We start from the raw sequence: 14,580 nt of genomic DNA on the forward strand, positions 1-14,580 counted from the left end.
TTCACAGGGAGGCGTGACATGTCGATGTCTTCGGCCCGACACGCAGTCGTCGGTGAAATTGGGTGCCATCATCTGCGTTTTGCCGTCGCAGATGTCGATGAACTGACGATTGATCATCTCGTCAACTTCAAGACCGAGGACTTTACCTCGGTTCAGCAGGCACTTTTTTCCTATCTCAAATCCCTGGGGACGCCCCCCAAGGTCGTGAGCCTTACGATCGGAGGTTTGGTTGAGGGCGATCGAGCTCATATTTTCAATTCGCCAAGGACGGTTACGAAACGGGAGCTTCAATCGGCGCTTTCACTCGACCGCGTCGAGGTCGCCACCGATGCCGAAGCCATTGCAAAGGTTACGGAGCTGCTGTCCGCTCACGATCTGCACCAGATCGCCGGTCCGATCCAGTCGGGGGGCGGCCCGAGAGCGGTTGCCGTCATCGGGGAAGAGGTTCGGACGGCCGTCGCCATTCCCGCGGGGCAGAAGAACCTGATCTTGTCGACTCGGGCAGGGGACATGTTCTTCGGTGCCGCGGATGAGAACGACCTGTGGTTCGTAGAGCAGATACAAAAGGGCTCAGGCGACAGGACTGCAGGAAGCCTCTTGTCGGTCGATGGATTGATGGCGTTATATAATGCCGCCTCCCGGCAGGCAGGCACATCGCAATCCTGTTCAATGGTCCAAGAAATACTGTCCGCCGCGGAGGATCACGATCCTGCCGCAATTATCGCATTGGAGAGCTATGCTCGCTGCCTCGCACGCTTCTCAAGCGATGTCGCGCTTGTGACTGGCGCACGGGGCGGTGTTTATCTTGCCGGCGATTTGCCGACAAAGCTGGTGCGGTTTCGGGACGGCGCCGCTTTCAAGACAGCCTTCGAGGCCGCACGAGGCGCGTCCTGCAGGATGCCCGAGGCCCCGGTTTACGTCGTAACGAGCCTGAGCGCCTCATTGCGAGGGGCTGCAATGGCGATCGCCTGAGGACGAGCAGGGCGACCAAGCCCCTGCTCGTCTTGCTCTGTCTACATTCCGATTGGAGCCGGAGCCTGCGGCATGACCGGCTCCGGAATCTCCGTCATGGTGGCTTCCGTCAGCAGAAGCACGCTTGCGACCGACACCGCATTCTCTAGGGCGACCCGCACGACCTTGGTCGGATCGATTATGCCTTCCTCCAGCAGGTTGACATAGCGGTTACGGGCTGCGTCGAAGCCGATAGCCCCTAAGCTTTCGAGCATCCGTGCGACGACGACCCCGCCGTCGACGGCCGAGTTTTCGGCGATCTGGCGGGCTGGTGCTTCGAGCGCCCGCTTGAGAATCCGCACGCCTGTCCGCTCGTCGCCCGTACATAGATCTTCTTCCTCTGCAACTGCTTTTACGCAACGCAGCAGAGCCAGGCCTCCGCCGGGAACGATGCCCTCCTCGACCGCGGCCTTGGTGGCACTGATTGCATCGTCGAGGGCGTCCTTCTTCGCTTTCATCTCCGCTTCGGCAGGAGCGCCGACGCGGATGACGGCAACCCCGCCGGCAAGCTTCGCCAGCCTTTCCTGCAATTTTTCCCGGTCGTAATCGCTGGTGGTTTTTTCGATTTCCTTGCGAATCTGGTCGGATCGGCCCTTGATATTCTGCTGATCGCCGCCGCCGCCAATGATTGTCGTCGTTTCCTTGTCGATGATGACGCGCGCTGCGCTGCCGAGTTGGTCCAGGGTGACGCTTTCGAGCTTGAAGCCGAGGTCCTGCGAAATCAGCTGGGCGCCAGTCAGCGCTGCAAGATCCTGCAGCATCTCCTTGCGGCGATCGCCAAAGCCCGGTGCCTTGACGGCGCAATTGTGCAGGGCGCCGCGGATCTGGTTGACGATCAGGGTGGCGAGAGCCTCGCCCTCGATATCTTCGGCGATCACCAGAAGCGCCCTGCCGGATTTCGCTATATCCTCCAGAAGGCCCACCAGATCGCCGAGCGTCGAGATTTTCCGATCGAAGATCAAGATTCTTGCGTCTTCCAGCACGGTCTCCATCTTCTCGGAATCCGTTGCGAAATACGGCGAGATATAACCCCGGTCGAATTGCATTCCCTCGACTACGTCGAGCCGGGTTTCCATGGTCTTCGATTCCTCGACTGTGATGACGCCTTCCTTGCCGACCCTGGCCATGGCTTCGGCGACGAGCGTGCCGATGGCCTCGTCGTTATGGGCGGAAATCGCCGCCACCTGCTGTTTCTCCTTGTCGGTCGTCACTGGGCGCGAAATCTCGCGGAGAGCTCTGATGGCCCGTGTGAGACCCCGGTCGAGGCCGCGTTTCAGGTCGATCGCATTCGCGCCGGCGACGACGTTGCGGTGACCGTCTGCCAGCATTGCATGTGCCAGGATGGTCGAGGTGCTCGTACCATCACCGACGACTTCACCGGTCTTCTCCGCCGCAGCTCGCAACATTCTTGCCCCGAGATTCTCCTCTGGATCCTTGAGGTCGAATTCCTTTGCGATCGTAACGCCGTCATTGCAGATGATTGGCATTCCCCATTTTTTCTCGATGAGAACCGACTTGGATTTCGGGCCAAGGGTGAGGCGAATGGCGTCCGCGAGCTGCGTCGCTCCTCGCAGCACCTTGCCTCGGGCTTCAGTACTGAAAAGGACTTGCTTGTGCGGCATGATCGGCTCCTGTGGTTTTAAGGGCTGCCGGGACACGTGTTGCCAGACATCTCTGCACGCCCGCGATGCCGTTAGATTGAACTCACGTGCGGCGCAGGTCTTTGACCGCCGTCAACGCCTCTCTGCCCGCGATTGACAAAGATCATCGCGCGCAGAAGCCGGCCTGATACGCTTACGCTCATAATCAACCAGGCCTATTGGAGGAATCCTCATGTCGTTCAAAACCATACTTTCCGTCGTCGGTGCCAAAGATGCCGTATCGGACATCAGCAAGGCGATTGAGTTGAGTACTGAACTCGATGCTCATCTCTCGATCTTGGCGATTGGAACAGCTCTGCCACCGATCGCATCGGACTATCCCGTTGCGACCGCCTGGATCGAACAGAGGCAAGCTGAGATCAACGCACTGCTCGAAGTTCGACAGAACGGTGAGGACATGTGTCGGTCGAACGGAGTTTCTTTCGACACCGACTATCTTTATGATGATCGTTTCATCCTCGAAAGCAATCTGAGCATGCGTGCCCTATATGCCGATCTCGTCTTGCTTGGCGATGGCGCCCGCCATGATAGTGACATCAGGAAGGCGGTTGTCGCTGGCACCGTGTTCGACGCACATGTCCCGCTTCTGTTGGCGCCGGCAAAGGGAAAATCAAGCCTGAGGCCGAAGAATGTCCTTCTGGCCTGGAACTCGCGAGCCGAAGCGGCACGCGCCGCCAAGGAGGCGTTGCATATGCTGATTGAAGCCGATGCAGTGCACGTGGTGATCGTCGATCCAGACAGCTCTTATTTTAAGAATGGGGGAGAGCCGGGTGCTGACATCGCGGCATTCCTCGCCCGGCATGGCGTCAAAGTCGTTGTCGAACAAGTTGCGAGCGGCGAACGGAGCGTCGAAGTCGTCCTTCGACAACATGCGCTTGAGATCGGCTGTGACATGATCGTCATGGGGGCTTATGGCCATTCGCGCCTTCGGGAGAGAGTTTTCGGTGGCGTCACGGCCTCGATCCTTGAAGACTGCGAATTTCCGGTGTTTTTTGCACGCTAATCAAGCCCGCGTTTGCGGCGCAGCTTGGATCGACAGTTCAAGCAGCGAGTGGCGAACGGACAGCGATCAACATGAAAGGGTCATGTGATGAACGGAACCATTATCCCTTATAACGCGAGAATTCTTGTTGCGGACGCAAGAAAAGCTCTCCTGCTTCGCAATACCGGAACTGCCTTCAATCTGATGCTCGAGGTCGAAGAGGTCATCGAGGCGCCAACCAATGCTTCGGCCCGCGAGCAGGGGACGGACAGGCCGGGCCGGGCCGCCATGGGCAGCCACCGTAGCAGCCTCGGCCAGACCGATTTCCATGAACAGCAAGAGGATCGGTTCGTCTCGATGGTCGCGGAAAAGCTGGAGGCCATTTGCGAAGGAAAGACTATTCATCAGCTCTTCGTCGTCGCTCCGCCAAAGGCGCTTGCCGATTTGCGGCGAGCCATGCCCGAGGCGGTCAAGAGCCGGATCGTGGCGGAATATGACAAGGATCTCGTCAATCTTTCGCTAGGCGATATTCAGAAACATCTTGCGGCCTGATCTCCGGCTCGGCGATGAATGCAAGGCTGCGGCAGGGCTATCCGGCCGCAGATCCATGACATTGAGCAATGGTGCCAGCGACAACGGCTGCTACCGGTATTATGGTTAGCCGTTTGTCACAACGATAAGGCTGGCCAATATTGATTGTATCGGTCACAACGATGCCATCAATGAAGGGGACCGCAAGGTTGGCCGCGGCATCCTTTGAAAATAGGCCATGCGTGGCGCAGAGCCAGATTTGAGCGGCGCCGCGTTCCGCGCAGGCCCGTGCGGCACGCGCCATCGTCGTTCCCGAGCTGATGATATCGTCGAGGATGATGACGACCCGTCCTTTCACATCGCCAGCAAAAAGATCGCCACTGACCACGCCCTGGCTGCGCTGCTTTTCCAGAAAGGCCTTGCCGATCGGCTGGCGAAGAGCCTTTTCCAGCACCTCCCGGAACATGTCCGCGCGTTTCGCTCCGCCGAGATCCGGAGAGACGACGCTTACCTCTGCCGACCGGGGCAGGTTGGCAAAAAAGGCGGCGAACGCTTCGTAGGCCGTCAGGTGCATGGTGTGGCATCGAAAAGCATTCTGGAAGGCTGCCAGATTATGAGTCTCCATCGTGATCAGACAATCTGTCCCGACGGTTTCAAAAAGCCTCGCGACGTAGGCGGAGTTAAGAGGATCCTGCTCCTTCGTCTGCCGGTCCTTGCGCATGTAGGCCAGATAGGGGACCACGGCAGTCACGCGTGCCGCGCCGTTCGTCTTCAGGGTTGCGATGAAGAAGAGGAGTTTGCTGAGCCGGTCGTGCACGCTCAGGCTCCCGGATCGCTCGAGACCAGAAACAACATAGACTTCTCGCCCACGAACATGCGCCAGCGGTCGGGTCTTTTCTTCGCCGTCCTCGAAGACGCGCTCCTCGATCGAGCACAACGGGAGACCGAGTTCGGCCGCCACACGCTCGCCGAAGTGCTTGCTGCTGTCGAAGGCAAACAGGAGGGGGGGCGGCTGTATCCAGTGGGGGACGGTTTTCGTCGCGGCCGATGCGACTTGCCGCGCGCTGACGCAAGACAAGAAGGCGTCAATATACTTTCCATTTTTGGAAAGCGGAGCGACAAGCAACTCCACGTAGAAGGATTTGCCCTCCGCCGATTTTGTGCCGAACAACGCCAGGATGGGTTCCCCGGTTTCTCCAACCAACTCGAACAACCGGCGCAGACGGACGGCACCGCGGCGGTTCCTGGCCGTTTCCAGATGGCCACCCATCGAAACCTCGCCAATCAGGACTTCCGCAGAGCTCGCTCCGGAGGTGAGCAGATAACGCCGCGGGGCGGACGGATCTCGTTGGAAGATGAAGGCCTGATCTGCAGCTGAGGAAGCCGGTGATAGCATGGCTTCGGGAGACGGTGCGATCAATTGCTTGCGCCGGTCCAGCCATTCCTGGAGCACCGCCGATAGGCGTTCATCCATATGACTCGGCGCACTGTCGAGGCGTTGGAACAGGCGGGATAGGGTTTTGTCGGGTTTCGCCATCATGGTCATGGAATGCTCCTTCTCGTCCGGGGCAGGGTAATCTGCCTGGAAGCGGCTGCGATGACCAAAGTCAAGTGAAGTGTGCCAAAAGGCATTGAGGAACATCAAGGCGGGGGTTGGGCAATGCATTAACTGTTTCTATTATCGATCATGGAAGGGAACCGGGTGCTTTCTTTGGATGAAAAGATCAGCTTCCTTCGCCGACCTGAGGCGTATCCGGCGGGGAGCTTTCCGGTGACCGCGCTAGAGACCCATATGTCCTGGGTCTTTCTGTGTGGGGATCGCGCCTTCAAACTGAAGAAGCCGGTGGTTCGTCCCTTCATCGATTTTTCAACCCTTGCTGCACGCGAATTCAACTGTCGCGAGGAGTTGCGCCTCAATCGCCGCCTGGCGCCGGATACCTATCTTCGGGTTGTCCCGTTGGTCAGCCAGAGGGATGGCGGGCTCGCACTCGACGGCGAGGGAACTGTCGTGGAGTGGCTGCTAGAAATGCGGCGCCTGCCGGAACAATTCATGCTGGACCGGCTTATCAAGGCTGGTGCCGTTACTGACGATCATCTGCACAAGTTGGTTGACGCCCTGGCAGCTTTCTATCGTGTCGCAGAACATCCGGCGATTGATCCGCTCGAGCATCTCCGGATGCTGGAATACCAGAACGAGATCAACAGGCAGATGTTGAGGCACGAGGAATTCGATGTCGATCACCAGGCGATCCGGCATCTTCTGGACGATGTCGACTGCGCCCTTCACCGCTTTCGCGAGGAGATCACGCACCGGATACAAGAGGGTCGATATGTCGAGGGACATGGTGACCTGCGGTCCGAACATATCTGCTTCTCCCAGCCCATCGCGATCTTCGACTGCCTTGAATTCGACCGCGAGCTTCGCATGATCGACCCTTTCGACGAGATTGCGTTCCTGGGGATGGAGTGCGCTTTCCTGGGAGCCCCGGCTATCGCCGAGACAGTGTTCGAGCTTCTGCGGCAAGCGCTTAAGGACCAGGTGTCGAGCGGATTGCGGGCTTTTTACACGGCCTTTCGTGCGACATTGCGGGCGCGCATGTGTTATTCACATCTGCTGGACGGTTCAGCGGTTTTGCCCGAGCTTTGGGAGGGCAGGACGAGCAGGTATACATCGTTGGCCCGTGTCGCATTACGTCGTTGCGGGCCCAGTAACATACGCCTGTTCAGGTCGTTTCGTGAACTGGCTGTTGATGGAGAGAGCGCATGTAGCGCCATGAACCATTCCGCACATTCGCGGTCGTGTGCTCAAGAAACTGACATTGTGTCAAAGACACATTCGCTGGCAGCTAAGGAGGGTATTTTCCCGCCGCATCAAATAATCAACTTCGCCACTGATGCTGCGACAACGAAGCTCGCGCGAGCAGCATCGTTACCGATTTGGCGGCGTATGGCCGCCGAACAGATATCCCTCGATGTTTGATACTCAAGGCCGCGCTCGCAAGGCCACTTGTTGGTGAGAAATAAAAGCGCTTCCGCGGAAGTCTGGATCTTTTCCGGCGCGCGGCGGCCAATCTGCACGGTCACCGGCTCCACCCATTTCCCATGGTTGTCCGCGCCCGACCGCATCATTCTACCTGCTCAGTCGCTCGACTGGCGGGTAGCCAGCTCGATACTTGACCCGGAGGCGCGCACCCGCGCGAGGCTTGGATATAACACAAGCTCAGGGTGACATGTTGCGCATACGACGCTTGTGGCCAACGACCTCTCACAAGACATCCTTGCCTGCTATTCCTACAAACTCGGTTCTGAGGCCTTGATCTTGTGCTGCCTTCAGAAAAACGTTCGCGCTCACTATATCGACGACGATTGCATCGCCCACACATTGCCTCAACGGTGCACACAATTCTTCGCGAATCCAGGCGCGGGCGGGGTCCGATAAAACGACGATTTGCCACTCGTCTTCAGTAATTCGAACAAGGCGAAAATCACAGTCCTGATGTTGCGGCAGGACGCATCCGGCGCCGGCAAGCAACGCTTCATTTATTCGCGTGGGGCTGGCGTTCATGGTCGATGCCTTTTCGAAAACAGGCCCGCCCGACCGTCGCCTTCAGTGAGGTCTTGACTTGCCGTTCAATGTCATCCTGCATCCGCGTCGATCAGAACGCGAGGTTCCGACTCTTTCCCAACCGAAGGGGAAAAGTATGCCGATTCAGCCTTATCTTCCCTCTGCCGGCTGCATCAGCGGTCCAGGCAAAGATGGACGGTGCGCATCGACATTGTGCGCACCGCAGATTCAAGATGCGATCGTTTCACGCGGCCTTGATTTCCACTCTGCGTTCGTTCTTCTTTGCGTCAGCGCTCTTCGGAAGCTTGACCTTCAGGATACCCTTCTCGAAAGTGGCTTCCACCTTGTCGGCATCGACGCCCTCGGGAAGCTGGAAGCTGCGCTGGAAGGAGCCGTAGCGTCGCTCAGACACGTGGTATTCCTTCTGCTTGTCTTCCTTTTCTTCCTGCTTTTCTCCGCGGATCGTCAGGGCGCCGTTAGAAAGCTTGACTTCGAGGTTTTTCGCATCGATGCCAGGAATTTCCGCCGTCACTTCGAAGGCCGCATCCTTTTCGACGACATCCACTGCCGGTGCCAGCGACCATCCGTTCAGCGATGGGGACACCCGGCCGAATAAGGACCGGTCGAGCGAGGACCGCCATGACGAGGAGGTAAAGCCATCAAACAGACGATCGATCTCGGTGCGAAGGGCTTCGAAGGGAGACCATGGGGTCCCCGCTGGCTGTACCGGCTTTTCTTCGTTCTTAACGGGCAGTTTGGTTGTGACTTCAGCCATGATTTTCTCCTGTTTATGAAGAGGATACTGCATCAAAGCGTCGCAAGGGACCTGGTGCAGCCACTGATTGCTCATATCGAGCAGTTTCATTAGAGATCCGATGCTGCATCGTGGCATTGACGCGCATCAAGGGCTGCGGCGTAAGTTTCTCTTAAAGACCGGCTTTCGGATACGAAGCCCCCGCAAGATGGGGCCATCGCCAAAACCTGGATACCGACAATCCCCTGCAACGTTCCAGGAAAAAGCAGTCCGGGAGCCGATTGACGCGGTTGTGCTGCAGGGAACTCACTGGTCACCTTTGTCGCCGGGAAGCGGTGCGCAAGTCATGATCCTCGCATCGTTGGCGGCGTCGATGAAAGCCAAGCGCGCCGTAGCGTTGGATATCTGGCCCAACACGGCGGCGGCACAAATCTCCCTTGCGAATTCGTGTTTCTTTCGAGATCCGACCCAGTCGTTCGCCAGGAACGCCAACGCCTCTTTCGGATCGTGGATGATCTGGGGAGACCGCATATCGATCTGCACATAGACCGGTTCGACCCACTCTTTAGCTATATCTGTTGCTACGCTCATTGCGGTTCTCCTTCAAGCGATTTCGTTTTGAGACTGGAGGGGCGCGAAGGAGAAGCAGAAGTCTGTTTTTCCAGCGGGGCGAAGTCGGCAGGGGTGATCGTTTCACGTTCGAGCAAGAGCTGTGCGCCCCTGCGCAGATCGTCGCGATGGGCGGCAAGGATGCCCTTGGCGGCCTTGTAGGCCTCGTCGATCATCGTCCGGATTGCGAGATCGACTTCACGGGCTGTGGTTTCTGAATAGTCCCTCGGTTGTACGCCCGGCTGCGGGTCGTTCAGCCATTGCATCCGCTGCGGCTCAAGCACAGCCTGGCCGACCGACATATCCATTCCGAACCGCGTGACCGTCTCCCTGGCAATATCGGTCGCCTTGGCGAGATCGTCGGCCGCTCCGGTGGAAACCTCCCCGAAGACCACCTCCTCGGCCGCCCGCCCCGCCAAGAGGGCGACCATTCTTTCCTTCAGTTCTCCCGCCGTGATCAGGAAACGGTCTTCGGTCGGCCGCTGCAGCGTATAACCGAGCGCGCCGATCGACCGTGGAATGATCGAGACCTTCTGTACTGGGTCCGTCGTGGCCAGATTGGCGGCGGCGAGCGCATGGCCCATTTCGTGATAGGCGACTCGTTCCCGTTCGGCCTGGTTCAGGAGCCGGCTGCGGCGTTCCGAACCGGCAATGAGGCGCTCGACGGCGGCAACGAAATCTTCGGTGACGACATTCTCGCCGCCGCGCCTCGTGGCGAGGATCGCAGCCTCATTGACGAGATTGGCAAGGTCCGCCCCGGTAAAACCGGGCGTGAGGCCTGCGATGTCGCCGAGCTCCACGTCCTTCGAAAGAGTGACTTTGCGAGCGTGGATCCTAAGGATGTCTTCGCGCCCCTTCCGGTCGGGCCGGTCGATGACGACCTGGCGGTCGAAGCGCCCCGCACGAAGCAGGGCCGCATCGAGGACTTCAGGTCGGTTGGTGGCCGCCAGCAGAACAATGCCGACACGAGGGTCAAAACCGTCCAGTTCGGCAAGCAGTTGGTTGAGCGTCTGTTCCTTCTCGTCGTTGCCGCCGTAGCCGCCAATGGCGGACCGGGCGCGCCCGAGCGCATCCAGTTCATCGATGAAGATGATACAGGGAGCGGCCTGGCGGGCCTGTTCGAAGAGATCGCGTACCCGCGCGGCGCCGACACCCACGAACATCTCCACGAATTCCGAGCCAGAGATGGAAAAGAAAGGTACGTTAGCCTCGCCGGCAATGGCGCGCGCCAGAAGTGTCTTCCCTGTTCCCGGCGGACCGACGAGCAGGATGCCTTTCGGGATACGAGCACCGAGGCGGCCGTACTTGTCGGTTTCCTTCAGGAAGGAGACGATTTCCTGCAGTTCCGCCTTTGCCTCGTCCGCCCCGGCGACGTCGTCGAAAGTCACGCCGGTCTTCCGCTCGAGATAGACCTTTGCCTTCGACTTGCCGATATTGATCAGCCCTCCCATGCTCTGGCCGCCGGCGATCCCGCGGAACATCAGCGCCCAGATTCCGACGAAAAAGAGGGCCGGAAGTATCCAGGAGAGAAGGGTGGTTAGGATGTTACTGTCCGTACCGCCGGAGACTCTCACGCCGGCCTTCTGAAAAAGCTCGGCCGTCGAAGGATCGACGCGCGCGGCAATGAAGGTCGTCTTGCTGTCTTGTGGCGCCTTGAACTGCCCCTCGATCATGGTTTCCGTCAGGGTGACGGACTGGATCTTGCCGTCGGAAACCATCTGCATCACATCGGTATAGCTGAGCTGGACGGTGTCGCGATAACCAAGCCATGTTTGGATGGCGAAAAAGAGCGTCAGCGCTATGATGATGTAGCCAATATTGAAGGTTTTACTGTTCACGGCGGACTCCGGTCATCGAATAGACTCCAATATCTCATGGGCGCGCCATCGGTACGTCTTCACCGATGGCGAAATGTGATCTCCTATCGGCGCGCGATGGCGGGCCAGAGCGACCTGAACGAGGCGGGCAGTCCGTCGATGAGCTTGGTGGTGAGGCCGGGATCGAGTTCCTTCCACAGCAGGTCGAAAACGGCCTCTGCGGTTGCTTTCGGATCGCGCGGAAACTGGGGCGGCAGGTGCTCTGCCACGTGGTTCATAAATTCCTCGGCGTTTCGCGCATCATCTCTCTCGGTGCCGAGACGCCAGCCCTCGAAATAGATCCTGCGGACCAAGATCGGCAGCTGAGCGGACAGGTGAAGTGCCTGCTCGGCCGTGAGCTGATCGCGCAAGGCCTGAAGCACGGCGCGAAGCGCGTTATAGGCCTGATGCCTTTCGGCGAAATGATGCTCATCCTCGAGTTTCTTCAGCCAGAGGTTTGTCTGCTGAATGGTGTGATCGAGAGCCGCAACTTGAGTATCGCTCATTTTAACCTCCGGTTTTGGAACGCGCCGCATTGGCCGAGACGAGAATGCGAATACTATTGGACACGACTGCGCCAGTTGCGGACGTCCTCGGATGTCACGCGAATATGCCCAGTTGGATCGAATTGCTTTCCGTCGAACTTGTCGCTTGCGATCCGGCTGAAGACTTCGATATGTTCCTGCAACCTGAACTCGTCGGCGCGGGGGGGATCGGCAATGGCCTCCAGCGCATTGTGGGTAACCACCACGACTTGGTCGCGGATCCCTGTATCCATCAACAGACGCCCCTCCTGTCCGGAGGATGTCAAAAATCCTGACTTCAGCCTTAGCGGCATGGTGACCTCCCTATTTTGGGTTGAAAGGTCAGCCTACGCGCATCAGCGGCGTCATCCGTGATCGAGATCAACCCGGGTACTATTTGGAATGTGCACGGATGGGATGCACGGCGAGGTCTTTCGCAGTCGGCGACGGTGCGCGGCGGTGCGCGTAAGGGGCGGGTGGGGATGCCGGCGGTCCTCCCACCGGAAGAACCAGTGTTTGGTTAGCTCCGACGCAAGGAGGTAGAGAAGGCTGATTGCGACGAGGCCGGCCATCATCGATGCCGGAAGCGGGACGAAGCTGAACCAGGCAGCGATGGGCAGGAAGGGTAATGCGAATGCGACCGCCACGACCAACGCGGTCAGCGAAGCAAGAAGCCTCGCCGGGCGGCTTCGCCAGAAATGCTTACGCGTGCGTATGATGAAGACGATCAGCAATTCCGTCAGCAGGGATTCGATGAACCAGGCGGTCTGGAAGCGTTCTTCGCCGGCGCCTGCGATCAGGATGAGAAAGCCGAAGGTCACGAAATCGAACAGCGAGCTGACCAGGCCGAAAGTAACCATGAAACGGCGCACGGAGCCGATTTCCCAATGGCGCGGCTTGCCCCTGTCTTGCTCGTCAACATTGTCGGTGGCAATCGCGAAGGATGGAATGTCGGAGAGGAAATTGTTGAGCAGGACCTGCTGGGCGAGCAGCGGCAGGAAGGGGAGCGCCACCGAGGCCAGCGCCATGCTGATCATGTTGCCGAAATTGGCGCTGGTGGTGATCGAGATGTATTTCATCGTGTTGGCGAAGGTCGTCCGGCCGTCTTCGACACCTTTTATCAGAACGCCGAGATCGCGTTTCAGGAGGACGATGTCGGCGGCCTCCCGGGCAACGTCCACTGCGCTGTCGACGGATATTCCGATGTCGGCTTCATGCAGTGCGGGGGCGTCGTTGATCCCGTCGCCGAGATAACCGACGACATGGCCGCGCGAGCGGAGTGCGGTGACGATGCGTTCCTTCTGGTTGGGATCGATCTCGACGAACAGGTCAACATGTCCGGCCTTTGCCGCAAGTCCGGCCGATGAAAGCTGCGACATTTCCGCGCCGGTCAGGATCCGGTCCGGCGGAAGCCCGATCGAGGCGGCGAGATGGGCGGCGACATAGCGGTTGTCGCCGGAGATCATCTTGACCGTGATGCCGCGCGCGGCGAGGTCCTCCAGGCATTCCCCTATGCCCTGTTTCGGCGGATCGAGGAAAAGCAGGAAACCCTCGAAGCAGAGACCTGCCTCGTCCGCTCGGCCATAGGGACCTGGCGCGGAGAGCTTCCGGGTTGCAAGGCCGAGCACGCGAAACCCCTGTTCGCTCCAGATACGGAACTTTTCCTCGATTGCCCTCCGTTTCTCCTCGTCGAGCGGTATCTCGCTCCCGGCGGCGCGGGAAGTTACGCTGATCTCCAGGACGTTGGCGACCGCGCCCTTGCAAATCAGCACTGTCTCCTTCTCCGGCGAGGTGACGACGACGGAAAGGCGCTTGCGGAGAAAATCGTAGGGCACTTCGTCGCGTTTCACGAAGGCGGGTTCCCGCAGATCGGTTGCAGGCGCGGCGACGACGGCCTCGTCCAACGGATTGGGCATGCCGCTCTGCAGGGTGGCGTTGAGGCGTGCAAGCAGCAGCACCCCGTCCGACGGCCGCCCGTCTGCATCCATCCATCCGTCGAGATGGATGACCCCTTCGGTTAGGGTCCCGGTCTTGTCGGTGCAGAGGATGTCCATGCTGCCGAGGTTCTCGATCGCCTCCAGCCGGCGCACGATGACGCCGTTGGCGGCCATGGTGCGGGCGCCGCGGGCGAGCGTGACGCTGATGATGGCGGGCAGCAATTCGGGCGTTAGCCCGACGGCAAGCGCCAGCGAAAAGAGGATGGAATCGATCAGCGGACGCCCGAGCAAGGCATTGGCGAAGAATACCACGATGACCATGGCAAACATGATTTCGGTCATCAGCAGGCCGAACCGGCGGATGCCTCGCGAGAACTCCGTCTCGGGAACCTGGCGTTCGAGGCTCGCGGCGATCGATGCGAATTCGGTGTGGACGCCGGTCTTCACGATCAGCACCGATGCGGTGCCGCTGCGCACCGAGGTGCCGGCGAAGACGACGTTGTTCCGCTTGGCGAGCGGTGCGCCGACGTCCGCAACGCCCGGCGTCTTGACGACCGGGAAGGTCTCCCCGGTCAGGACCGCCTCGCTGACATTGAAATCACGCGCTTCGAGGATGACGCCATCGGCCGGGACGAGGCTGCCAGCGGAAAGATGCAGCACGTCGCCCGGCACGACCTCGTCGGCGCGGACGACCGTTTCGGCACCGTTCCGGACGACGACGGTCTTCTGCGACAGTCGTTGCCTCAGTTTCTCGGTTGCCTGCGATGCGCTGTATTCCTGGAAAAAGCCGAGCAGGGAACTGGCCAGCACGATGATGGAGATGATGATCGCTTCTTGCGCCTCGCCCACCGCGGCGGAGATCACTGCGGCCGCGACCAGGATCAGCACCAGCGGGCTCCGGAACTGCCGGCCGAGAAGTCTGAGCGTCGAGAGGCTCCGGTTGTTGCCGAGCGAATTCGGTCCGGAGTTTTTTAGCCTCAGCGCGGCCTCGGATGCCGTAAGACCGGTCGGCGACGCCTGCAGCTTGGCCAGCACTATCTCTTCCGGCAGCGACCAGTATGGTGTTGTTTCGTTATCGGCGGCGGTGCCCATCCAGCAAATCCTTCCCCAAGAGATTCAACGACAGACTTTGGAAATGATCGTGCAGAAG

Annotated in this window: 14 protein-coding genes; 4 read left to right on the forward strand and 10 right to left on the reverse strand. The window is 59.3% G+C overall.

The annotated features are described in order from the left end of the window. The first annotated feature begins 18 nt into the window (after positions 1 to 18). Positions 19 to 972, forward strand: a complete 954-nt coding sequence (locus tag ACSQ8R_RS24160; protein ID WP_436255900.1) for a glucokinase — start codon at positions 19 to 21, stop codon at positions 970 to 972. A 41-nt stretch (positions 973 to 1,013) separates the two neighbouring features. Here the strand turns inward: ACSQ8R_RS24160 and groL are convergent, their stop codons facing one another. Then, positions 1,014 to 2,633 carry a chaperonin GroEL gene (groL, locus tag ACSQ8R_RS24165; RefSeq protein WP_436255901.1) on the reverse strand — a complete coding sequence of 540 codons (1,620 nt, stop codon included), beginning with the start codon at positions 2,631 to 2,633 and terminating at the stop codon, positions 1,014 to 1,016. A gap of 211 nt (positions 2,634 to 2,844) precedes the next feature. Here groL and ACSQ8R_RS24170 point away from each other — a divergent pair, with 211 nt between their 5' ends. Then, positions 2,845 to 3,675, forward strand: a complete 831-nt coding sequence (locus ACSQ8R_RS24170) for a universal stress protein (protein ID WP_436255902.1) — start codon at positions 2,845 to 2,847, stop codon at positions 3,673 to 3,675. Positions 3,676 to 3,762: 87 nt separating this feature from the next. After that, on the forward strand, positions 3,763 to 4,206 hold the full coding sequence (locus tag ACSQ8R_RS24175; RefSeq protein ID WP_436255903.1) for a baeRF12 domain-containing protein: 444 nt from the start codon (positions 3,763 to 3,765) through the stop codon (positions 4,204 to 4,206). A gap of 37 nt (positions 4,207 to 4,243) precedes the next feature. On the opposite strand, the gene ACSQ8R_RS24180 is transcribed toward ACSQ8R_RS24175, so the two are convergent. After that, positions 4,244 to 5,731, reverse strand: a complete 1,488-nt coding sequence (locus ACSQ8R_RS24180) for a ribose-phosphate diphosphokinase (RefSeq protein WP_436255904.1) — start codon at positions 5,729 to 5,731, stop codon at positions 4,244 to 4,246. A 165-nt stretch (positions 5,732 to 5,896) separates the two neighbouring features. On the opposite strand from ACSQ8R_RS24180, the gene ACSQ8R_RS24185 reads away from it, so the two are divergent. Continuing rightward, the gene (locus ACSQ8R_RS24185) at positions 5,897 to 7,165 is read left to right on the forward strand and encodes a hypothetical protein (RefSeq protein ID WP_436257341.1); all 1,269 of its coding nucleotides are present in this window, start codon (positions 5,897 to 5,899) and stop codon (positions 7,163 to 7,165) included. On the opposite strand, the gene ACSQ8R_RS24190 is transcribed toward ACSQ8R_RS24185, so the two are convergent. The 8 genes from ACSQ8R_RS24190 to mgtA form a co-directional block, all read right to left on the reverse strand. Next, complete coding sequence (locus ACSQ8R_RS24190) at positions 7,057 to 7,314, reverse strand: DUF982 domain-containing protein (protein WP_436255905.1); 258 nt, start codon at positions 7,312 to 7,314, stop codon at positions 7,057 to 7,059. The genes ACSQ8R_RS24185 and ACSQ8R_RS24190 overlap by 109 nt on opposite strands. A 136-nt stretch (positions 7,315 to 7,450) precedes the next feature. After that, the gene (locus ACSQ8R_RS24195; RefSeq protein WP_436255906.1) at positions 7,451 to 7,750 is read right to left on the reverse strand and encodes a hypothetical protein; all 300 of its coding nucleotides are present in this window, start codon (positions 7,748 to 7,750) and stop codon (positions 7,451 to 7,453) included. A 244-nt stretch (positions 7,751 to 7,994) separates the two neighbouring features. Then, positions 7,995 to 8,525: an Hsp20/alpha crystallin family protein gene (locus ACSQ8R_RS24200; protein WP_436257268.1), complete on the reverse strand. Its 531-nt coding sequence runs from the start codon at positions 8,523 to 8,525 to the stop codon at positions 7,995 to 7,997. 285 nt (positions 8,526 to 8,810) lie between these two features. Continuing rightward, a complete protein-coding gene (locus ACSQ8R_RS24205; protein WP_436255907.1) occupies positions 8,811 to 9,095 on the reverse strand; it encodes a DUF982 domain-containing protein in 285 nt (94 codons plus the stop codon). Continuing rightward, positions 9,092 to 10,951: an ATP-dependent zinc metalloprotease FtsH gene (ftsH, locus tag ACSQ8R_RS24210; RefSeq protein WP_436255908.1), complete on the reverse strand. Its 1,860-nt coding sequence runs from the start codon at positions 10,949 to 10,951 to the stop codon at positions 9,092 to 9,094. Before ftsH ends, ACSQ8R_RS24205 begins: the two co-directional genes overlap by 4 nt. A gap of 83 nt (positions 10,952 to 11,034) precedes the next feature. Then, the gene (locus tag ACSQ8R_RS24215) at positions 11,035 to 11,475 is read right to left on the reverse strand and encodes a DUF2267 domain-containing protein (protein ID WP_436255909.1); all 441 of its coding nucleotides are present in this window, start codon (positions 11,473 to 11,475) and stop codon (positions 11,035 to 11,037) included. Between the two features lie 53 nt (positions 11,476 to 11,528). Next, positions 11,529 to 11,807: a hypothetical protein gene (locus ACSQ8R_RS24220; RefSeq protein ID WP_436255910.1), complete on the reverse strand. Its 279-nt coding sequence runs from the start codon at positions 11,805 to 11,807 to the stop codon at positions 11,529 to 11,531. A 51-nt stretch (positions 11,808 to 11,858) separates the two neighbouring features. Further along, positions 11,859 to 14,522, reverse strand: coding sequence for a magnesium-translocating P-type ATPase (mgtA, locus tag ACSQ8R_RS24225; protein WP_436255911.1), 2,664 nt, complete (start codon positions 14,520 to 14,522; stop codon positions 11,859 to 11,861). Positions 14,523 to 14,580: the final 58 nt, after the last annotated feature.

Origin of the sequence: Neorhizobium sp. LjRoot104 (assembly GCF_964253725.1) — a bacterium.
Classification (GTDB): Bacteria; Pseudomonadota; Alphaproteobacteria; order Rhizobiales; family Rhizobiaceae; genus Neorhizobium.